Origin of the sequence: Pseudomonas sp. NFACC14, assembly GCF_900106885.1 — a bacterium.
GTDB lineage: Bacteria > Pseudomonadota > Gammaproteobacteria > Pseudomonadales > Pseudomonadaceae > Aquipseudomonas > Aquipseudomonas fluorescens_AA.
In genome coordinates, this window is the sequence record NZ_FNOA01000024.1 from 23,829 (window position 1) to 44,622 (window position 20,794).

The 20,794-nt window shown below is 63.5% G+C and carries 12 protein-coding genes; 5 read left to right on the forward strand and 7 right to left on the reverse strand.

Translation table 11 applies throughout. The features are described from left to right. Nucleotides 1-98: 98 nt before the first annotated feature. Nucleotides 99-2,024, reverse strand: a complete 1,926-nt coding sequence (locus BLU85_RS25550; protein WP_092204464.1) for an MAC/perforin domain-containing protein — start codon at nucleotides 2,022-2,024, stop codon at nucleotides 99-101. A gap of 210 nt (nucleotides 2,025-2,234) precedes the next feature. Between BLU85_RS25550 and BLU85_RS25555 the strand changes: the two genes are divergently transcribed. Next, nucleotides 2,235-5,534: an ATP-binding protein gene (locus BLU85_RS25555; RefSeq protein ID WP_092204465.1), complete on the forward strand. Its 3,300-nt coding sequence runs from the start codon at nucleotides 2,235-2,237 to the stop codon at nucleotides 5,532-5,534. An 80-nt stretch (nucleotides 5,535-5,614) separates the two neighbouring features. On the opposite strand, the gene BLU85_RS25560 is transcribed toward BLU85_RS25555, so the two are convergent. Continuing rightward, nucleotides 5,615-6,169, reverse strand: a complete 555-nt coding sequence (locus BLU85_RS25560; RefSeq protein WP_092204466.1) for a cysteine hydrolase family protein — start codon at nucleotides 6,167-6,169, stop codon at nucleotides 5,615-5,617. A gap of 98 nt (nucleotides 6,170-6,267) precedes the next feature. Here BLU85_RS25560 and BLU85_RS25565 point away from each other — a divergent pair, with 98 nt between their 5' ends. From BLU85_RS25565 to BLU85_RS25575, 3 genes are all read left to right on the forward strand, one after another. After that, nucleotides 6,268-7,263 carry a GlxA family transcriptional regulator gene (locus tag BLU85_RS25565; RefSeq protein WP_092204467.1) on the forward strand — a complete coding sequence of 332 codons (996 nt, stop codon included), beginning with the start codon at nucleotides 6,268-6,270 and terminating at the stop codon, nucleotides 7,261-7,263. Nucleotides 7,264-7,644: 381 nt separating this feature from the next. After that, nucleotides 7,645-8,748: a DUF3182 family protein gene (locus BLU85_RS25570; RefSeq protein WP_092204468.1), complete on the forward strand. Its 1,104-nt coding sequence runs from the start codon at nucleotides 7,645-7,647 to the stop codon at nucleotides 8,746-8,748. Then, entirely contained in the window at nucleotides 8,738-9,496 is a 759-nt protein-coding gene (locus BLU85_RS25575) for an alpha/beta hydrolase family protein (RefSeq protein ID WP_092204469.1), read from the forward strand. The genes BLU85_RS25570 and BLU85_RS25575 overlap by 11 nt, the downstream gene beginning before the upstream one ends. A 156-nt stretch (nucleotides 9,497-9,652) precedes the next feature. Here the strand turns inward: BLU85_RS25575 and BLU85_RS25580 are convergent, their stop codons facing one another. From BLU85_RS25580 to BLU85_RS25595, 4 genes are read right to left on the reverse strand one after another with little or no spacing between them, the layout of a single operon-like run. Beyond that, nucleotides 9,653-10,657 (reverse strand): lysylphosphatidylglycerol synthase domain-containing protein, encoded by a 1,005-nt coding sequence (locus tag BLU85_RS25580; RefSeq protein ID WP_092204470.1) that lies wholly within the window; start codon nucleotides 10,655-10,657, stop codon nucleotides 9,653-9,655. Next, nucleotides 10,644-11,942, reverse strand: coding sequence for a cardiolipin synthase ClsB (clsB, locus tag BLU85_RS25585; protein WP_092204471.1), 1,299 nt, complete (start codon nucleotides 11,940-11,942; stop codon nucleotides 10,644-10,646). Before clsB ends, BLU85_RS25580 begins: the two co-directional genes overlap by 14 nt. Next, the gene (locus BLU85_RS25590) at nucleotides 11,939-12,748 is read right to left on the reverse strand and encodes an endonuclease/exonuclease/phosphatase family protein (protein ID WP_092204472.1); all 810 of its coding nucleotides are present in this window, start codon (nucleotides 12,746-12,748) and stop codon (nucleotides 11,939-11,941) included. Before BLU85_RS25590 ends, clsB begins: the two co-directional genes overlap by 4 nt. Continuing rightward, on the reverse strand, nucleotides 12,745-13,671 hold the full coding sequence (locus BLU85_RS25595; RefSeq protein WP_092204473.1) for a DUF72 domain-containing protein: 927 nt from the start codon (nucleotides 13,669-13,671) through the stop codon (nucleotides 12,745-12,747). The genes BLU85_RS25590 and BLU85_RS25595 overlap by 4 nt, the downstream gene beginning before the upstream one ends. A 338-nt stretch (nucleotides 13,672-14,009) precedes the next feature. Here BLU85_RS25595 and BLU85_RS25600 point away from each other — a divergent pair, with 338 nt between their 5' ends. Then, nucleotides 14,010-16,097, forward strand: a complete 2,088-nt coding sequence (locus BLU85_RS25600) for a mechanosensitive ion channel family protein (RefSeq protein WP_092204474.1) — start codon at nucleotides 14,010-14,012, stop codon at nucleotides 16,095-16,097. 126 nt (nucleotides 16,098-16,223) lie between these two features. Here BLU85_RS25600 and BLU85_RS25605 read toward each other — a convergent pair whose 3' ends face one another. Next, on the reverse strand, nucleotides 16,224-20,537 hold the full coding sequence (locus tag BLU85_RS25605) for a DEAD/DEAH box helicase (RefSeq protein WP_092204475.1): 4,314 nt from the start codon (nucleotides 20,535-20,537) through the stop codon (nucleotides 16,224-16,226). Between the last annotated feature and the right edge of the window lie 257 nt (nucleotides 20,538-20,794).

The window sequence follows — 20,794 nt, forward strand, 5'->3', positions numbered from 1 at the left end:
GAGCTTGCTCGCGATAGCGGCGGCACATTCAACATTGAAGCAAGCTGAACCAGCGTCATCGCGAGCAAGCTCGCTCCCACAGGGGGGACTATCGGGTGTCAACTGTACGGACGATGCTGCTCACGCAACCAGTCCATGCCGTGAGGCAGGCGCCAAGGCCGGACGGCGGCGCGTTTTTCAATCTGGGTCAGGCACAAGGCGTCCCTCCAGTTGTAGACCATCAACAGGTGAAACACCTCATCGCCGCGCCGGTCCCAGATGACGTCGTCCTGCTGGCGACCCGGTTCGATGGGCTTGAGCCGGCAGTCGCCCTGGTCGTGCATGCCCTGCAGGCAGGTTCCCGTCTCGTAGTTGATCAGCAGCACCGGGTGGTTGATTTCCGGATAAGGTTTTTCCAGCTCGGGCATGTACCAGTACTGCCCCGGGTTGTGCCTGTCCGGCGTCTGCATGGCGATACGGGTCCGGTTCTGCGGATCGACCGCCAGGGCCGGTTTGGCGTCGGTATTGTTGCGCACGATGTACAGCGCGGTGCGAGGGTCTTCCTCGGTCGTTGCGGTTTTGACCAACTTGACCTTGCCGAACGAGTCGTGGGAAAACCGAGCCTTGACCTTCACTGTTGGGTTGAGGTCCTTGCCTGCCTGGCCAAAACCGGCAATGAGTCCATCGACACCGGGCACCTCGAAGTCATTTCCCGCCAGCACATAGGTCAGGCCGGACAACGGGTTGGGCTGCATGTGCTTGGTCAGCGTGTCCCAGCGCATCAGCGACACTTCGCTGGCGCCGTTGGACAGCAGGGCCTCGCGCATGGCATACGTCGGGTAGTAGCGTGCGTCGCGCGGCCAGCGCTCAGTGGCCATCAGCAATTTTTGCCCGCTTTTTTGTCTCAGCAGCAGGGCCAGCGCATCCCAGAACTGTTCGAATTCCGTGGCCGATGCATTCGCGGCGGGTGGGTAGTGGAAACTTTCGCTGGTTTCCTTGCTTTTGTTGTCGACGAACACCATTCGCACGGCCGGGCGGGTCGCTTCGGCCTTGGAGGTGGTTTGCCGCCCGGAGCGGCCGAGGACAACCACCGACTCTTGCCAATTGGCTTCGATTTCCGCCTTGTAGCTGGTGTACCACTGGTAGGCCTGCTCCAGTGCCGTACGGGTCTCGCCTTCCTTGACGAAGCGATAGACCGGCGCGATTGCCAACTCCACGACGGTCGGGTCGTCGGGCAGCGATTCGCGCCATTTGCCGAACTCCGCATTGCAATTGCTCGGTTCCACTGGGTTGAAAGCGATGGCGTGCGTGCCGCCCCGGGTGGTCAGGTTGGCGTTGCGATGGGCGATGTTTTTCTTGACCGTTTCCGAGACCGAGGTGGTCGCGCTGCCGCTGACAAAGGCGCCGTATTCGGCCTTGACCATGGCATCGAGGGTGTTGGTCTGGCTGAGGAAACTCTTGAGTGCGGTCATCGCATAGTTCAGCGAACCACCGACAGTCACTTCGCTGACGATATCGGCACCAAAGTCGACCAGGAAATTGAAGAACGGCGCCGGATTGCTCGGGTCGAAGGCCTTGGGCAACTCATCGACGCGCTTTTTGAACACTTCCGTCGCATTGGCGGGGGTGACGTCGAAGGTCAGTTTCCATAACCGCACCGTATGACTGTAGAGCGCGGCTTCGCGCTCTACGAGCGTCTTGATTTCACTGCCGAAGGTGGCTTTGAAACCGGCGGAAAAGGCGCCGTATTTGCCGGAGGCTTCGACACTCGTCTGGGTATGTCTTTCGAATTCGTCGCGGGAAGCAAACGTCTCGGTCGAGAAATTGTCGTTGGCCACGACCGTGGACAGGGTGACGTTTTTCCCTACGTTGTAAGACGTTTTCCGGTACGGCATCGCACGTTTGCCCGATTCGGTATCGCCGACCTTCAGGCACTCCTTGCTGTCGCCGGCCCAATCGAGCCGGTTCAGTCCGCGCCCCAGTAATTGCGAGCCGCCGATATCCCGCACGTCATCGCCTGCGTTGCCCTTCAGTCCATCGCTCATCGCCTTTCTCCCATCGCTCAGGTTGTATCAACTGGGTGCCAATTGATGGGAGTGAGTATCGGGAGGGCGGTGATACGCGGACAGTCCAGAGCGGTGTCAGTCCGGTATCAGTTTGGTATCAGGCCAAATGCCATCTTTTCGTTAACCCGGGCGAGGCGCAGGAGTACACTCGATCGGCTGCCGTTGTCCCAGGGTAGAAGGGCTATCGACATGGACTCCCGACCAAACACCTTTGCTGCCCTGCCCAGGCGTGATGCCTCCATATCCGATGGCCGTGTGCTGCTGGACGCCGTGTCGTTGAAAGGCCTGCGCAAACAGCATGGCCTGAGCCAGGAAACCCTGGCCGAGGCCTGCCTGAACCAGCATCTGTGCGTCTCGATCGCCTCCATCAAGCGGGCCGAAACCGGCAAGCCGGTGCTTTACCGCACGGCTCGGCACTTGGCGACGGCCTTCGGGGTCGATGTGAGTGAGCTGCTGAGCACTCCCGCCTCGGCGGCTTTGGCGCACATCCAACAGACGATGAGCGCGGTGCACCAGACGGCCTTTGCGCAACAGGCGCTGCAACAGGTCGATGACAGCGTCATCCGCTACGTGCTGGAGCTGTCCTTTCGGATCGATGGGCTGCCCGCGACGACGTTCATGGAAGAAATCGAGCGTCTGGTGCGTCAGTTCGGTGGCGTTCCACTGGGAATGAAGCAGGATGTGGTGATCGCCCAGTTCGGTTCGCCACAGGCCTATCGCAGCGATAGCGAGCGGGGCCTGCTCTGCGCGCTGGCGCTGAGTCGGGAGCAATTCGTCACGGCCGGGCATGCCTTGTTGCTGCGGCTAGTGCGCCTGAGTGCCGACACCACTGAGCCTGTGATCGAACCTGTCCTGCTCGCGCAAAAGCCGCTGTCGGAGCGTCATGGCCACGCCCCGGTATATGTTGCGCAAAACCTGCTGGAGCAGCTCGCTGCACGGTTTGAGTTTTCGTCCAGCGACGATGAGTTCCAGGCCTATCGCAAATGCCTGCGCCCGCGCAGCCTCGACGAAAACGCGCCGCGTCCGTTGGTGGGACGGGCCATCGAGCTCTTGCAGTTCAAGGCGGTGATCGAGGCCACCCAGGAATGCCAGGACGGGCACATCGTCTATGTGCGCGGCGTGGCGGGCATTGGCAAGACCCGCCTGGTCAGCGAATTTTTCGAAATGGCCCGGCAGCGTGGCTTTGCCTGCCATCGCGGCGATGTGCTGGATTTCGGCATGGACAACAGCCTTTGGCCCCTGGGGCGACTGCTGGCCAGCCTGCTCGACCTGGGTGGCGCGGCGTCCGTCAGCGCCCCGCTGTTGGACGCCGCTTTGTCTCGCCTGAACGTGGCCGCCGACCATCGCCTGTTCTTGCAAGTGCTGATGGGTGTGTCGTCTGCCGAGTCTCTGACCCTGTATGGCGCGATGAGCAACCAGGCCCGTACCCAGGGGCTGTTTCAGGCCTTGCTCGACGTGTTGCTGCGCATCGCAGTGCAACAGCCTTTGCTGATCTGCGTCGAGGACCTGCACTGGGGCGATGCCACGCTGTTTATGCTGCTGGGCAGGCTGCTCGATGCCACTGACGAAGCGCCCGTGGTCTGGCTGCTGACGTCCCGTCCCGAAGGCGATCCGCTGGAAAGCGAAATCCGTACGCATTCCTCCAGTCCCATGAGTGTGCTCGATATCGCGCCGATCCGGGCGCGGGAGGCCACGGTCCTGGCGGAGCAATTCACTGAGGTCGATCCGCGCTACCGGGCCGAATGTGTCGCCCGTGCCCAAGGCAACCCGCTGTACCTGACGCAACTGCTGTCGAGCCAGCAAGGGGTTTTCCCTGACAGCCTGCGGCATCTGGTCCAGACCCGCTTTGACAAATTGGCTCCCGAGCAACGTCGCGCCCTGCATTACGCCGCGGTGCTGGGCAATCGCTTCGAGCTGACGCTGTGGCGCGAAGCGCTGGGGCAGCCCGGTTATCTGCCGACCGCGGACATGCGCCAGGGGTTGTTGCGGGAGGTCGAGCCAGGCAGCTATCTGTTTGTCCACGACCTGGTCATGCACTGCCTCTACGATTCAATGCCCACGTTGCTGCGCGAGCAACTGCACGGTGAGGTGGCGAATCTCTATCGCGCGCGCGACCGGGTGCTTTATGCCCAGCATTTGCTCCGGGCCAACGATCCGGCGGCATTCGACGCGCTGTTGGTGACCATGGGCGAAAAACGGCTGGCCTGCCAGTACGACAGTGTCCTTGCACTGGCACGGCAATGCTCGGCGTTTGCCGAACGCGCGCAGGGCAATTTTCCCTTCGCGTTGTTGTGCGGCCAGGCGTGCTCGGGCCTGGGCCAGACCGTGGAGGCCCGGGCGCATTTCCAGCGAGCCTTGGCATTGGCCGAGCAGCCGCAGGATCGGATCGAGGCCGCGTTGGGGCTGGCGGCAGTCCTCAATACCCTCGATTGCCTGGATGACGAGGAGCGCCTGATCGAGGACATGCTGCCCATCGCCCGGTCCATGCAGGCCCATGTGGCGCTTGCCCGGTTGAATCACTTGCGCGGGAATATCTATTTCCCACGGGGTGATTACGCCGAGTGTCGCCGTCTTCATGAAGAAGCGTTGTCCTCTGCGCGCATCGGCCGGGACTTGGAAACCGAGGCCAAGGCCTTGAGTGGCATTGGCGACTCCTACTACGCACAAGGGCGCATGCAGACTGCCTACGAGGTCTTCGATCAATGCGTACGCCTGTGCGAGCGCAATGGTTGGACACACATGGAGGCGGCCAATCGCAGTGCTCGTGGATCGGCGCAATTGTACCTGGGCCAGCCAGAGCCCGCCTTGCGTGACGCCATGGAAGCCATCGAATGCAGCACCCGGCTGGGCAATCATCGAGCGCAGGTTTTCTCGCGACTCACTGCGGCCTGGGTGCTGGTGGCGGGCGGCCAGAATGCCTTGGCGGAACAAGAGCTGAACAGTGCCCTGACGTTGGCGCGCAGCCTTGGCGCCAGCCGTTTCGAAGCGATCCTGCTGGAAGGGTTGGCGCGGGTGGCGTTGCGCCAGGGCGAGCGCGGGCTGGCGCAGACCTTGATCATGGAGGCGGCGAGCCTGGTGGAACGCTTCGAGTTGCAGCGCTACATCGGGCCTTGGGTCTACGGCAGCCTGGCGATGATCAGCGATGACGGACCATTCAGCCAGCAGGCCTTGGCGAAGGGCGAAGCCCAGCTCACCCAAGCCTGCCTGGCCCACAACGCCTTGCGCTTTCGCGTGGCGGCCGCTGAAACCTGCCTGTTGGCGGGCAATACCGAAAAGGCTATCTGGCATGGGCAACAGATGGCGACATTGCCCGAGTCGGCGTCGTGCGCCTGGATCAACCATCATGTGCGGCTGATCGATGTGGCGGGGCAGTGGTTGCGCAACGCCGATCAAGCCAGTGGCGAGAAGCTGAAGGGGATGGCGCGCGAAGCGCAGCAGATGGGGTTCGTGGCGACGATGCCGCGGTTGTTGCTCGTGCTGGAGGCTTGATCGCCTCCAGACACGCCGTGGATGCCTGAGACAAAACCGCACTTGGGTGATGAAGTGCTTTTTTTTGCTGTGTCGTGGGCTTATTGACGGTCAGCCAGGAATTGCTCGGTACTCACCACGCTCGCATAGGCAAACCCCAGCGCTGCCATGAACGCCGCATGCACCTGGGCAGCCGGCACGACGACGCCGTTGAATTCCAGGTCGAGGGTGGCACAGGCATCGTGGATCACCGTGACGCCGTAGCCCAGGTCCGCCGCTGCCCGCACCACGCCATCGACGCACATGTGGCTCATGCTGCCGACCACCACCAGTTGTTCGATGCCGTGCTGGTCGAGAAGGGCTTGCAGTTCGGTTTCGCGAAACGCATTGACGAAGTGCTTGAGGACCACCGGTTCGTCGGCGCGGTTGAGTACCTTGGGGTGCAACTGTGCGCCTTCGGAGCCAGGGGTGAAGAACGGCGCGTCGTCGGAGGTGAATTCATGGCGGATATGCACCACGTTGTCGCCGGCCTGGCGAAAGGCTTCGATCAACCGTGCGGCGTTATCGGCGGCGGCTTGGGCACCGACCAACGGCCATTTTCCCTGGGGGAAGTAGTCGTTCTGGATATCGACTACGATGAGCGCTTGCTTGGACATGAGGGCTTCCTTGATCAGGTGGGGTAGGGCGCCAGTATTGGCCTTTACCACCGGTTCGAGGATTGGCCGCAACGACAATAAGCGAGGGAAAACTGACAATGGCGCAGCAAAGGGCAGTCGCCGAGCTTGGCGTGCTCATCTACCCCGGCGCGCAAATGGCGGCGGTGCATGGCTTGACCGATCTGTTCGCCGTGGCCCAGCGGATCGCGGCCGAGCACGCCAGTGCACAATTGCCACGGTTGCGGATCAGTCACTGGCAGACCGACGACGGCGAGGCGCCGCAGCGGGTGTTCGACAGCGAAACCGGCCCGGCGGGCCATTTGGTGGCGTTGCTGATCCCGCCGTCTCTCGCCGGCTTCGATGACGACCTGGCCTCGCCAACGCTGATGGATTGGCTGCGGGCGCAGCATGCGGGCGGCACCGTGTTGGGCGGTGTGTGTGTCGGCTCGATCCTGTTGGCCGAAAGCGGCCTGCTCGATGGGCGCAGCGCCACCACCCATTGGAGCTCGGCCAAGGATTTCGCCGCCCGTTACCCGAAGATCAAGCTCAACGCCGACAAACCGATTGTCGACGACGGCGACCTAATCACCACCGCCGGGCTGATGGCCTGGTCGGAACTGGGACTGCGCCTGGTGGACCGCCTGCTCGGGCCCAGCATCGCCACGCGCACCGCGCAATTTCTGGTGATCGAACACAGCGACAGCGCGAGTCAGTGCGGCAGTAACTTCGCGCCCATCCTCGGCCATGGCGATGCGGCGATTCTCAAGGTCCAGCATTGGTTGCAAAGCAACGGCGCGGTGGAGGTTTCCCTCGGTGCGATGGCCGAACGGGCCGGGCTGGAAGAGCGCACCTTCCTGCGCCGGTTCCGTGCCGCCACCGGGCTCAAGCCCACCGAATACTGCCAGCACCTGCGGGTCGGCAAGGCCCGGGAAATGCTGGAGTTCACCAATGGCACCATCGATCACATTGCCTGGACCGTCGGCTACCAGGACCCCAGTGCCTTTCGCGCGACGTTCAGGAAAATCACCGGGTTGGCGCCGAGCGATTATCGGGCGAGGTTCGGGGTGAGCCCGCTGGGCATTCCCAAAGGCTGACACTGGACCCTTTGTGGCGAGGGAGCTTGCTCCCGCTGGGTGTAGGAGCTGGCGAAGCCTGCGATCTTTTGATCTTTCGCTTGAGACTCAATGGGTGATGGAAAGATCGCAGCCTCGTTGCACTCGACAGCTCCTACAGGCGCACCCCAGCGGGAGCAAGCTCCCTCGCCACAGGGTGGCATTTGACTTGAGGCATCGTGCAATTTGCGGGATGCCAAGCGCATGTCGTGCAGAATGAAACAGGCCCGGTGCTATCAAGTGCTTGCGATGCGCCCGCTTGGCTGACCCCTCATCATCCGTCACTCCGTTGGCCTGATCTCTGCAACTTTCCTGATTTGCAGGCATATCTAAAGCCATCGAGCGCAGGAGGAAGGGCACCGCATGACATCAGTCAATCGCAACAAACGAGTCGTGGCCTATTCGGTCAATCCACAAGCGCCGCGCCATGAGGTCGAGACCAACCGTGCACTGGCCCAGTGGCTGGCGCAGATCCTGGGTTGGGAGTACGGCGACAGCCATGACCTCAGTGCCGGTCAGGATCTTTATCTGTTGCCCACGCAAACCCTGATCGGCGCCGAAGCCTTGATGCGCCTGGGGGTGAAGGGGCCGGAGGATGTGTGGGGTGGGTATGTCGAGCATGATTTTATCTGCACCAAGGCGATTACCCACGGTCTGTTGAATAAGGACGCGGTGGCGCCCCAAGGCTGGTCGCCGCTGTTTGCCAAGCTCACCCGAGGCGCGGTGCTCGACGGCGTGACGGTCTTTTCACTCAAGGACGCCCGCCCGGCCGCCGAACATTTGCTCTACACCGGGCCGATCCGCATCAAGCCGATCCATGCCTGTGCCGGACGTGGTCAACGGTTGATCAAGAGCCTGGCGCAGTTCGATGAAGTCGCCGCCGGGCCCGACGCCCAGGCGCTGTTTCGCGATGGCGTGGTGCTGGAACAGCACCTCAATGAGGTCAAGACCCAGAGCGTCGGCCAGAGCTTCATCAACGGCCAGGTCCTGAGCTATTGCGGCGTGCAACACCTGACCCATGACAGCGAAGGGCTGGAGGTGTACGGCGGCTCGGACCTGCTGGTGGTGCAGGGCGGCTACATCGAGTTGCTCAGGCTCGAACTGCCCGACGACGTGCGCGAGGCGGTGCGGCTGGCGCAAGTGTTCGATGACGCCGCCAACCAGGCCTACCCGGGCTTTTTTGCGTCGCGGCGCAATTACGACATTGCCCAGGGCCTGGATGCCGCCGGCCAGCCCCGTGGCGGCGTGTTGGAACAGTCGTGGCGCATGGGCGGGGCCAGCAGCGCCGAACTGGCGGCGTTGCAGGTGTTCGTCGAAACGCCTGAGACCAGCGCGGTGCGGGTGTCTTCGGTGGAAACCTACCTCGACCAACCGCTGCCAGCCGGGGCCAGGGAGGTTTATCGCGGCGAGGCCCACAACAGCGACTTTCTTCTCAAATACGTAACGGTTGAATCTTATGACGGCTAGAAGTGAAACCATCCAAATCGAAATCGACGATGAACGCATGGACGGGACGTTCCTGAGTCCCAAATCGAAAGTCCCAGGCGTGTTGTTCGTACACGGCTGGGGTGGCAGCCAGGAGCGCGACCTGGAACGGGCCAAAGGCATCGCCGGCCTCGGTTGCGTGTGCCTGACCTTCGACTTGCGGGGGCACACCGGCGGGGCGGGCATCCCGTTGTCCCGAGTGACCCGCGAGGACAACCTGCGGGATGTGTTGGCGGCATACGACCGCTTGCTCGCCCACCCCGCCTTGGATACTTCGGCGATTGCCGTGGTGGGCACCAGCTATGGCGGTTACCTGGCCTCGATCCTGACGTCGCTGCGCCCGGTGCGCTGGCTGGCCCTGCGGGTGCCGGCGTTGTACCGCGACGAGCAATGGCACACGCCCAAGCGCGACCTGGACAAGACTGACCTGCTGGATTATCGCAGCACCCTGGTGCACGCCAGCACCAATCGCGCCTTGCACGCGTGCTCGCAGTTCACCGGCGATGTGTTGCTGGTGGAGTCCGAGACCGATGCCTACGTGCCCCATGCCACGATCATGAGCTACCGGGCGGCGTGCCAGCAGACCCATTCGCTGACCCACCGCATCATCGACGGCGCCGACCATGCCTTGAGCGACCCCGTGTCACAACAGGCCTACACCTCGATCCTGGTGGACTGGATCACGGAAATGGTGGTGGGAGAGAGGTTGAGCATCATCCAGGAACGCTGATCCGGATTTTGTGTGGTCTGCGCGGGCCTCTTCGCGAGCAAGCTCGCTCCCACAGAGGGTCTGTAGCGATCGAGATAAGCGTATTCACAACAGATCCAATGTGGGAGCGAGCTTGCTCGCGATGGGGCCAGCCCAGGCAACTTATCAATCTGAGACTCAGCGCTTGACCCCAGGCTTGACCCTCAACGCCTTGGCCTTCGCCTCGATCACCAGGTACATCACCACAGTAATCAGCAACGGCAGGATGAAATAGATCGCCCGGTAAGCGATCAACCCCGCCAGCAGGCTGCCTCGCGACACCTCATGTTGCAGCAGGGCAACGAACACCGCCTCCAGCACCCCAAGCCCCGCCGGAATGTGCGTGATGACCCCGGCAATGCTGCTGATCAGCAACACCCCGAGCACCATCGGGTAATCCAGTTTGCTGGGCAGCAAAGTGAAAATCACCGCCGCCATCAACGACCAGTTCAGCGCGCCCAGCGCCAGTTGCAGCACCGCCATGCGCAGCGACGGCAGGTTGATTTCCATGCCACGGACGGTCCAGGCCCGACGCTTGGAAAACCGGCAGGCCGCCAGGTATCCGGCACTCGCCAGCAACAACAGCACGCCCACGCCTTGCAACGCATCGCTGCTGAGTTTCCAGCCCGGCGGCATGGTCACCAGGCCGCTGCTGAACACCACCCCGGCCAGGGTCATGTAGCCGAACCAGTTGGTGGCCAGGCTCAGCCCGAGGATCTTGGCAATGTTCCCGCTGCTGACGCCCAGCCGCGAATACAGTCGATAGCGCATGGCGATACCGCCTACCCAGGCGCTGAGATTGAGATTGAAGGCATAACTGATCACCCCCACCGGCAAAATCTGCCGCCAACCGAGTTTCTGGCGGATGTAGGTGCGTCCGATCAGATCGAAGCAGGCATAGGTGATGAAGCTGGTGATGGTCAGCGCAGCGGCGATGATCAAGGTGCGCACTTTGAAATCAGCCAGGGTGGCGAACACCTCGGACCAATCGATGCGCCGGGCCAGGGCGGTGAAGAGCACGATCAACAGCAGGAAAAACGCCAGGGTTAGCGGTCTTTTCCAACGGCTCCAGCGGGATTTGGGCTTGGCCTGTTCCGGCGCATGGGCATCTCTCGGCGCGGTGTGCGCTTCAGAGTGGTTCATGGGGTTCGCTCCGGACCGCCGTCGGCGGTGAAAAAGGTTTCAGACGCGGTTTATGGGCCGGCAGCCAGCCGGCCCAGGCCGGGAAGTGGCGCAAGAAGTGGAACACCATGAAGCCGATGGTCATGCGCCACAGCAGGCCCCGCGGCGCATGGTTTTCGGGCATGACCGTGCAATGGTTGCGGATCAGGTAGTCGAGGCGCTCGAACAGCTCGCGGTTGAACGTCCGGTCGCGGATCAGCACGTTGGCTTCCAGGTTCAGCGACAGGCTCAGCGGGTCGAGGTTGCTTGACCCCACCGTGCTCCAGTCCTCATCCACCAAGGCGACTTTGCCGTGCAGCGGCCGCTCGCAGTATTCGTAGATCACCACGCCGGCCTTGAGCAGGTAGTCATAGAGCATCCGGGCCGCGAGCTTGGCGATCATCATGTCCGGTTGCCCTTGCAGGATCAGCCGCACCTCCACGCCGCGCCGCGCCGCGTTGCGGATCTCGCGCAGCAACCGGTAACCGGGGAAGAAGTAGGCATTGGCGATCACCACCCGCCGCTGGGCGCTGCGCAGCACTTGCAGGTAGACCTCTTCGATGTCGGTCTGATGTTCGTGGTTATCCCGGTAGACCAGGCGCACCTGGCCGTCATGGTCGCTGAAGGCCAGTTCGTTGCGACGGCTGCGGCGGCGTTGCCACCAATACTTGGCCCGGGACGGACGGCCGCTTTGCAGCAGGGCGAAGTGATGGATGTCCACCACCGCCGGCCCCTTGATCTCCACGGAATAGTCCTGCTTGGCCTCGGGGCCGAAGTCACCCAAGTGGTCGGCGGAAAAGTTGATCCCGCCGATGAAGGCAATCACCCCGTCCACCACCACGATCTTGCGGTGCAGGCGGCGGAACCAGTTGGTGCGGATCCCCAGGTGCCGGGGCGCCGGGTCGAACATCTGCAAGCGCACCCCGGCGTCGCTCAACGAGGCCAGGAAAGCGGTGGTCAACTCACCGCAGCCGAAGCCATCGAGGCTGACGGTGATGCGCACGCCACGCTGGGCGGTTTCCACCAGCAGGTCCCGCAGTTCGTAGCCGACCTTGTCCTCGAACAGAATGAAGGTCTCAAGCAGGATTTCTGTTTCGGCCCGGCGAATGGCCTCGAAGACCCTGGGGAAATATTCCTCGCCGTTTTCCAGCAGTGTGACGCGATTGTTGCCGTGCCAGCCGTATTCGATATCGGCCAGCGCCGGGTTGCGTTCGGTGGGCGTCGTGTCGACCTGTTCCACCGTCGCCTTGTCCATCGTCGCGCTCATAATTCGATCTCCACCGACAGCGGTGCATGGTCGGAAAGGTGCGACCAGGGGCGTACGTTCAACACCTTGGGATGATGGGCCTTGAGGTTGCGCACGTAGATGCGGTCCAGGCGCAGGATCGGCAGGCGCGCCGGAAAGCTGCGGGCCGGCTTGCCCCACTGTTCGGCGAACACTTCCCGCAGGCCGCAGGGTTCGAGCAGTTCACTGGCTTTGCCGCGCCAATCGTTGAAGTCGCCGGCAACGATCACCGGTGCCTCGGGCGGCAGTTCGCTCAAGCGTTGGCAAAGCAGCTTGAGTTGCTCGACACGATGCCCTTCGCGCAGCCCCAGGTGGACGCAGATGGCATGCACATCCTGCCCATCGCCCGGCAGGCGCAGCACGCTGTGGAGCATGCCGCGGTTTTCATGGCCGCTGATGGACACGTCCAGATTGTCGTGGCGGATGATCTGGAATTTCGACAACAACGCATTGCCATGGTCGCCCGCCGGGTACACCGCGTTGCGCCCATAGGCGAATTGAGGCCAGAGGGTATCGGCGAGGAATTCGTATTGCGGCATGCTCGGCCAGTTGCTGTAGCGCTGGGGATGGTGTTCGTGGGTGCCGTGGACTTCCTGCAGGAACACCACGTCGGCGGACACACTGCGCACCGCTTCGCGCAGTTCCGGCAGGATGAAGCGCCGGTTCAGGGCGGTGAAGCCCTTGTGGGTGTTGACGGTCAGCACGGTGAAACGGCTGACCCGGTCGAGATCCTGAGCCCCTTGTCGGGTCGGCTCGCAGGTCGCTTCGCTGGTTTGCGGACGGTTCATGGCAACACCCCTTCGGCCGGTCGCTGGCCGGGCGCGGTGGCGAGGTCCTTGTCCAGATGGAAACGTTCCAGCAAATGGCGTGCGTCGTAGGGCGCGCGGACTTTGATGTCGTTGTCGAAATAGCAGAACACTTCCCGGCTCTTGCGTGCCCGGGGTTTCTTGTCCGGGTCGATCAGGTGCGCGTCGCTCGGCTGCTTGCCGTGGCTCCAGGCCTCGATCCGGTCGCCCCAGCGCTTCAACGCCTCGTCGGTGTAGCCGCTGGCGTACAACTCCTCGGCGCCGTGCAGGCGCAGGTAGACGAAATCGCTGGTGACGTCTTCGCGATAGGGCCATTTGCCGGCCGTGTCGGCGATCACCAGGGCCACGTCGTAGCGCTTGAGCAACGTGATGAAGTGGGGGTCGATAAAACTCTCATGACGGATTTCCACGGCGTGGCGCAGCGGCCGCTTTTTATCGGTCTCGGTGCTGGCATGGCCGTCCAGGCGCGGCTCATGCTCCCGGGCCAGGGCGGCGGCGCCTTCGGTGTCGTGGGGCAATTGCTTGAGGAAGTCTTCGAACAGCTCGGGGTCGAACTTGAAGCTGGGTGGAAACTGCCAGAGGATCGCCCCCAGTTTTTCCTTGAGTTCCAGCACGCCGGAGGCGAAGAAGTTGGCCAAAGGCTTGCGGATGTCCCGCAGGCGCTTGATGTGGGTGATGAAGCGCGGGGCCTTGACGCTGAACACGAAGCCGGGCGGCGTCTCGGCATACCACTGGGCATACCGTTCGGGGCGTTGCAGGGCGTAGAACGATCCATTGATTTCGATACTGTTGACCGCTCGCGAGGCAAATTGCAGTTCCCGTTTCTGGGTCAACCCCTTCGGGTAGAAATCCCCCCGCCAAGGCGTGTAGCGCCAGCCGGAAATGCCAATGTGGATCGCCGTCATGTATCCCTCCCGTGCCAATGACCTCGTACCGCCTGTGTCTTTTGATGACTGTCGCGCGGCCTGGAAAGTTTCGATGGGATGCCCGGTGGCAGTGAATACTGTCGGGGCGAGGGGCTCCCTGCTGGGCTACGCCTGTAGGAGCTGCCGAGTGCAACGAGGCTGCGATCTTGTCCCAGGCAATTGAATCGCGAGTGAAAGCTCAAGATCAAAAGATCGCAGCCTTCGGCAGCTCCTACAGAGATTTATTGGCTCTCGATGCTCACATCCTGCCAAAACCGAACTTGCCGGCCCAATATTGATCAGTTCCTTACCGATCCCGTGTGAAGGAGCCTCGCGTTTTGTCTCGATTGAGCACTGTATTGCTGCTGTTCTTGTTGGCGCTGACCGGCACCAGCGCCTACGGGACCGCCGCTGTCCCTGGCACCACCAAGCCCGATGAACCGCCCGCCGAAGCTGCGCCGCTGGTACAGGGCGGTTTATTGGGGGCCATCAGTTCGAGCATCGACGACGTCCAGGACAAACTCGACCTCAACCAAAGCCTGGTGGATGCCTGGCGCCTGCGGGCAGACCGGGCGGCGGACGAGGTGGACCGGCTGGTGGACCAGACGTCCCGTTCGTCCTGGCGCGTGGCAGGGGATTTCCTGTTGTTGTCCAGTGTCTGGATCGGCGCGTTTGCGGTTATCTGGTCCGCGGCGCGGTTGTTGTTGCGACATCTGGGCCACCGGCGCTGGCTGCGCACCCGCCGGCGCTTGCGCGACCTGCTCGGTTATCTGCTGCCGTACACCGCTGCGGCATTGATCTGCCTGCCGTTGACCCTCTATGTCAGTCACTTTCTGCAAGTCTCGGTCGGTCGCGCCCTGGCGTTGTGCTTCGCCTACGCCACCAGCAGCGGTATTTTTTCTACCTCGGTGTTGCTGTGCGTGATCGTGATGTTCAACGCCGGCCACAAACGCCGAGCGGTGGCGATGATCCGGCGTTTCAGCCCCCGACCGTTGTTCCTGATCGGCTTTCTCGCCGCCCTCAGCGATGCCCTGACCAGTCCGCAGATCGCCCGGCAACTGGGCGGCAACATCACCAGCAGCGTCGCGGTGTTCACCGGGTTGTCGGCGTCGATCATCTTTGGCTGGCTGGTGATCCGCATGCGCCGCCCGGTGGCGCACCTGATCCGCAACCGCCCCCTGGCCCAGCGCTTGAAACAACCGGCCTTGCAGGAGTCGTTGCGGATTTTCTCCGGGCTCTGGTATTGGCCGATCCTGTTGATGGTGCTGGTGTCGGCGGTGAGCCTGATCGGTGTCGGCGAGGACAACCAGAAAGCCCTGCGTTGCGCGTTGTTCACCACGATCCTGCTGATTGCGATGGTGTTCCTCAGCACGGTGTTCCAGCACATCTTCAAGTCGCCCAAGGCCGAGGCCATCCAACGCAACAGCGCCTACAAGGGCCGGCTGTTGAGCTTGCTGCATGCGTTGTTGCGGATCGTCATGGCGGTGGCATTCATTGAAATCCTCGGGCGGATCTGGGGCATTTCCCTGTTCGAGTTCGCCTCGCGCAATGCCGTGGGCCGGGCGATCAGTGATTCCTTGAGCCGTATCGGCCTGATTTTCCTGATGACCTGGCTCACGTGGGTGGTGCTCGACACGGCAATCCAGGAAGCCTTGAAGCCGCCACTGAACAAACGCGGCGCCCGCCAGCCCAGCACCCGGGTCAAGACCATCCTGCCGCTGTTGCGCAACGCGGCGAAAATCATCCTGGTGGTGATTTGCGCGATCACCACCATGGCCAACCTGGGTATCAACGTCGCGCCGTTGCTGGCCGGTGCCGGGGTGGTGGGCTTGGCGATCGGTTTCGGTTCGCAGCAACTGGTGCAGGACGTGATCACCGGGCTGTTCATCATCATTGAAGACACGCTATCCATCGGCGACTGGGTGGTGCTCGACTCCGGCCACGCCGGCACCGTCGAAGGCCTGACCATCCGCACCCTGCGCCTGCGCGACGGCAAGGGTTTCGTGCACTCGGTGCCGTTCGGCCAGATCAAGGCGGTGACCAATCAGTCCCGGCAATTCGCCTTTGCGTTTTTCTCCGTGCAATTCACTTACGACACCGATGTCGACCAGGCCATCGAGCTGATCCGCGAGGCCGGGCGTTCGATCGCCGAAGACCCGTTTCTCAAGTTCAACCTGCAAGGGCCGCTGGATGTGTTCGGCGTGGACAAGATGGACCTCAACGGCGTGGTGCTCACGGCGCAGTTCCGCACCGTGTCGGGTGGGCAATATGCGGTGAGCCGGGCGTTCAACCAGCAGTTGAAGAAGCTTGTGGATAACCACCCGGCGGTGCACTTTGCGCAGACTTATCCACAGCAGGTGATGTTGCCCAAGCGGTTGGTTGAGGAGAACAAAGAGGGGGAGGAGGTGCCTGATCAACCTCGGTAGTGGGTGAGGTGTTTGGTGGGGCTGCCGGCCCCATCGCGAGCAAGCTCGCTCCCACAGGGGTTGTACATTCACCACAAACCTACTGTGGGAGCGAGCTTGCTCGCGATAGGGCCCGCCCAGACACCCTCAACCTTTCTGAACAAGCTTGTTCCGGACCTCAGCCATCCCTTGAGCATCCAACTCGATCCAAAGATGCTGCTTGCCGGCAATCTGCGCCGCCACCGGCAACCCGTCCCGATACACCAGCCGATTGCTCGCCAGCGCCGGCACTTTCGCCCCCGGCAGCAAGGTGCCGGCCAGGTTCAGCGGGTCGACCCCGCACACCACCACCAAGCTGCCGTCGGTGGGGCGGCGGCGGGTTTCGCGCAGCAACGCAATCGCTTCGGGCAGGGCGAACTGTTCCCCCGCCAGGCCGCTGACGAACCGCCCACCACGAATCTCGCCCCGCGCCTCCAAACGATGGAAAGTGCGCAATAGCTCGCGCCAACTCGGCAGCCACTCGGCCTCCCGCTCCAGCAAGCGCCAGAACACCACGCCATAGCGCCGGAGCAAGGTCATGGCGATGTGTTCCAGAGTCTCCGGCGCAGTGGGCGTCGGGCGGTTGCCTTCCACGGGGGCGGGTTGGTTGCGGCGCAACAAGGCCCAGCGCCCGGCGTCGTCCATGCCGCCGACAAACGCGCCGCGCCCGCGCCGGCTGCTGCGGGCCTGGCGTTTGCTGGCCGGGGTGATCAGCGCGCGCAAGCCGGCAAAGCTGTCGGCATTCACCAACCCGGCGCCCACCAGTTCCTGCAAGGCGATTTCCAGTTCGCTGCGCAGCAGGTGGGCTTCATGGGCCAGCTCATCGAAAAACAGCGCGCCATGCTCGCTCAGGGCCTGATGGACTTTCTGCGTCTTGGGCGACAACTCCTCAAGGGCCGTTTGCCCGGCCAGGCTGCTCCACAACGCTACCTGGCTGCGCGGCAGCAACACCACCGGCGTACTGCGCAGGGCACTGGCGGACGGCTTCTGGCGTGCGCTCAGGCGCGTCCATACCCACTTGCCACTGCGGCACAACTCATCGAGCCAACTGGGCGAATAGTCCTTGATCCGCCCGGGCAACAGGTCGCTGTCCCAGGCTGAGGCGGCGGCCGGGTAGCCTTCGAACTGGCCTAGGATCGACGGCAGCACGGCATTGCCCCGGCCCTGGGTGGACGACGACAGGTGCTGCCAGTCGAACAGGAAGCGCATGAAGTCCTGCAACATCACCGGCTCGATTTCCCGGCGCAGGCGCTTGACCGTGTAGCGATGGATCCGCGCCAGCAAATGCCGCTCGCACCATTCCTCCTGGCCGGTGCCCGGCGTGAAGCGCCCACGCAGCACGTAGCCTTGCTGCTCGAGCTGCGCCAGGGCCTGGGTGACCTGCGGGGTCGACAACCCCAGCGGGTAGGCGATGGCCTTCAACGGCAGCGGACCGAAGGCACTGAGCCGGGCGCGGAGCACTTCCACCAGGGCTTCGTCGACGCTCCAGGCTTCATCGAAATCGGCCAGCGGGGTCAGCGCCGGTTCCCAGCGAGCCTGTGGATAAAGGGCTTGCAAGCAGCTCAGGCGTTCCAGCGGCACCCACAGTCCCCGCTCGGCGCTGATCTGTATGTGGCTGGCGCGACCACTCGCGGCCAGTGCCCGCAGCCAATCCCGCCACGATGGGTGGGCGTCGGCTTCGCTGTCGGCGATGCAGGCCAGGCTCATCAAGGCTTCGTGCATCTCATCGAGATTGGCCGGCGTCGGCCAGGCTTCATCCCGCACCGACTGGATGGCTTCGGCGTCCAGCGCGCCAAGGTCGTCGGTGGATTGTGGATCGCTCCAGCGCCGGTTGATCACCGCCTGGGTCCGCCGTTCTTCCAGCGGCGCGTCGTCGAGAAAGGTGTAGGGACGGGCGCTGAGGATTTCTGCCGCCAGCGGCGAGGGCGCCGGCAGGTCGCGGCTGATCAGGCGAATCTGGCCCGCTTCCATGCGCCGCAACAGCGCCAGCCAACCGTCGCTGTCCATGGCTTCGTGCAGGCAATCGTCGAGGGTCTGTTCCACCAGCGGGTGATCGGGGATCTCCCGCTCGCCGGCCAGGTTTTCCAGGCAGGCGATCTGGTCCGGAAACACGCTGGCGATCAGGTCTTCGCTTTTCATCCGCTGGATCTGCGGGGCGACTTTGCGCCCGCCGGTGTAGCGCGGCAGGGCCAGGGCCACGCCAGCGTTCCAGCGCCAGCGCACGCCGAACAGCGGTGCATCCAGCACCGCCTGGACCAGGATCTGTTCGGCGCTGTGGCTGTTCAGGTAGCGCCAGACTTCGTCCAGTTCGAAGCTGTGGCTGGTGGAGAGCGAGAGCACGATGGCGTCTTCACTGGCGGCGGCCTGCAATTCGAAGTTGAAGGTGCGGCAGAAGCGCTTGCGCAAGGCCAGGCCCCAGGCGCGGTTGATGCGGCTGCCGAAGGGCGTGTGGATGATCAGTTGGGTGCCGCCGGATTCGTCGAAAAACCGCTCCATCAGCAGCGTATCCTGGGACGGCAGGGCGCCGAAGGCCAGGCGCGCCGGGGCCAGGTAATCGATCAATTGTTCGGCGCTGGCGAGGTTCAGGCGCAAGGTGCCGGTCAGCCAGTCGAGGGCCGGTTGCAGGTTGCCCGGCGTGGCGCCGAGCAGGTGATCAAGCTGGGCTTGCAGGCGGGCCACGGCCAAAGACAATTCGTCGCTGCGCCCCGGGGCTTCGCCGAGCCAGAACGGAATGGTCGGCGGTTGGCCCTGGGCGTCCTCGACCCGCACACGACCGGCCTCGACGCGGATGATGCGATAGGACGTATTGCCCAGTTGGAACACATCGCCGGCAATGCTCTCCACCGCGAAGTCTTCGTTGACGCTGCCGATGTTCAAGCCCTGGGGTTCGAGCAGCACGCTGTAGTCGGCGTTGTCCGGAATAGTGCCGCCGCTGGTCACCGCCGTCAGTTTGCTGCCCCGGCGCCCGCGCAGGGTCCGGGTCACGGCGTCGCGGTGCAGGTAGGCGCTGCGCACGCCCTGGCGGCCATTGAGGCCTTCGGCGAGCATCTGCAACAGCGCCTGGTAATGCCCTTCGTCCAGCTCGGCGTAGGGCGCGGCGCGGCGGAAGGTTTCCAACAGCGCCTGTTCCGGCCATTCCTGGCAACTGACTTCGGCGACGATCTGCTGGGCCAGCACATCCAGCGGCGCCTTGGGGATGTGCAGGATGTCGAGTTCGCCACGGCGCACGCAATCAAGCAGGGCGGCGCATTCGATCAAGTCGTCGCGGGTGGTGGCGAACAGGCGGCCCTTGGGCGTGCCGCCGACCTGGTGGCCCGAGCGCCCGACTCTTTGCAGGAACGCCGAGATCGAGCGGGGCGAGGCAATCTGGCAGACCAGATCGACATCGCCGATATCGATGCCCAGTTCCAGGGAGGCGGTGGCGATCAGTACCTGCAGTTCGCCGCGCTTGAGGCGTTGTTCGGCGTCGAGGCGAAACTCCTTCGCCAGGCTGCCGTGGTGGGCGGCCACGGCGTCCTTGCCCAGGCGTTCGCTCAGATGGCGACTGAGGCGTTCGGCCAAGCGCCGCGTGTTGACGAACACCAGGGTGGTGCGATGCTCTCGGGCCAGCTCGGCGAGGCGGTTGTAGACCAGCTCCCACACGTCATTGGCCATCACCGCCGACAGCGGCACCGGTGGCACCTCGATGTCCAGGTCCCGGGGACGGGCGTGGCCGATGTCGACGATTTCACAGGCGCGGCCTTCACCGACGAGAAAGCGTGACACCGCTTCGATGGGCTTTTGCGTGGCCGACAGGCCGATGCGCATCAGGGGTTCGGCGCACAGGGCTTGCAGGCGCTCCAGGCTCAAGGCCAGGTGGCTGCCGCGCTTGCTGGCGGCGATGGCGTGGATTTCATCGACGATCACCGTGCGGGTGCTGGCGAGCATCTGCCGGCCGGAGTCGGAACCGAGCAGCACGTAGAGCGATTCGGGCGTGGTCACCAGGATGTGCGGCGCGGTCTTGCGCATCGCCGAGCGGTCTTTTTGCGGCGTGTCGCCGGTGCGTACGGCGGTGGTGATCGGCAAGGGTGGCAAGCCCATTCGCTGCAACTGCTCGGTGATGCCGGCCAGGGGATTCTGCAGGTTGATCTGGATATCGTTGCTCAGGGCCTTGAGCGGCGAGACATACACCACCAGGGTCTGGTCCGGCAGGCCTCCTTGTTCCAGGCCGCGGTGCACCAGGTCATCGAGCACCGCGAGAAACGCGGTCAAGGTCTTGCCCGAGCCGGTGGGCGCCGCGACCAGCACCGAGCGCCGCTGGCCGATCAACGGCCACGCCCGGGCCTGGGCGGCCGTGACCGCCGGGAAGGTCTGGCTGAACCAGGCGCGAACGGCGGGGTGAAAGCCTGCCATGGCGTGGTCGGCTGCAAGGGGCAGATTCATAGGGCAGTTTATGCGGGCGGAGCGGGGGAGATGCAAGTACCGGCTGAGATCTGCATCGCCTGTCAGGGCCTCATCGCGAGCAAGCTCGCTCCCACAGGAGATATCAGTGCCTATGCGATCCCTGTGGGAGCCGAGCTTGCTCGCGATAGCGGCCTCAAGGCGCACACAAATGCTGGATCCACACTTTACGGGTGACGGTTGCGCACTAAACCCGCAAAATGCAACGATTCCGGCAACGCCTGCGGGCGTTGTCGACC

Excerpts from the sequence above, each read along its gene's own strand:
- clsB (WP_092204471.1), bottom strand. The coding sequence starts at position 11,942 with ATGAGCGCGACGATGGACAAGGCGACGGTGGAACAGGTCGACACGACG.
- BLU85_RS25565 (WP_092204467.1), top strand. The coding sequence starts at position 6,268 with ATGGCGCAGCAAAGGGCAGTCGCCGAGCTTGGCGTGCTCATCTACCCC.
- BLU85_RS25570 (WP_092204468.1), top strand. The coding sequence starts at position 7,645 with ATGACATCAGTCAATCGCAACAAACGAGTCGTGGCCTATTCGGTCAAT.
- BLU85_RS25605 (WP_092204475.1), bottom strand. The coding sequence starts at position 20,537 with ATGAATCTGCCCCTTGCAGCCGACCACGCCATGGCAGGCTTTCACCCC.
- BLU85_RS25595 (WP_092204473.1), bottom strand. The coding sequence starts at position 13,671 with ATGACGGCGATCCACATTGGCATTTCCGGCTGGCGCTACACGCCTTGG.
- BLU85_RS25550 (WP_092204464.1), bottom strand. The coding sequence starts at position 2,024 with ATGAGCGATGGACTGAAGGGCAACGCAGGCGATGACGTGCGGGATATC.
- BLU85_RS25575 (WP_092204469.1), top strand. The coding sequence starts at position 8,738 with ATGACGGCTAGAAGTGAAACCATCCAAATCGAAATCGACGATGAACGC.
- BLU85_RS25590 (WP_092204472.1), bottom strand. The coding sequence starts at position 12,748 with ATGAACCGTCCGCAAACCAGCGAAGCGACCTGCGAGCCGACCCGACAA.
- BLU85_RS25560 (WP_092204466.1), bottom strand. The coding sequence starts at position 6,169 with ATGTCCAAGCAAGCGCTCATCGTAGTCGATATCCAGAACGACTACTTC.
- BLU85_RS25580 (WP_092204470.1), bottom strand. The coding sequence starts at position 10,657 with ATGAACCACTCTGAAGCGCACACCGCGCCGAGAGATGCCCATGCGCCG.
- BLU85_RS25555 (WP_092204465.1), top strand. The coding sequence starts at position 2,235 with ATGGACTCCCGACCAAACACCTTTGCTGCCCTGCCCAGGCGTGATGCC.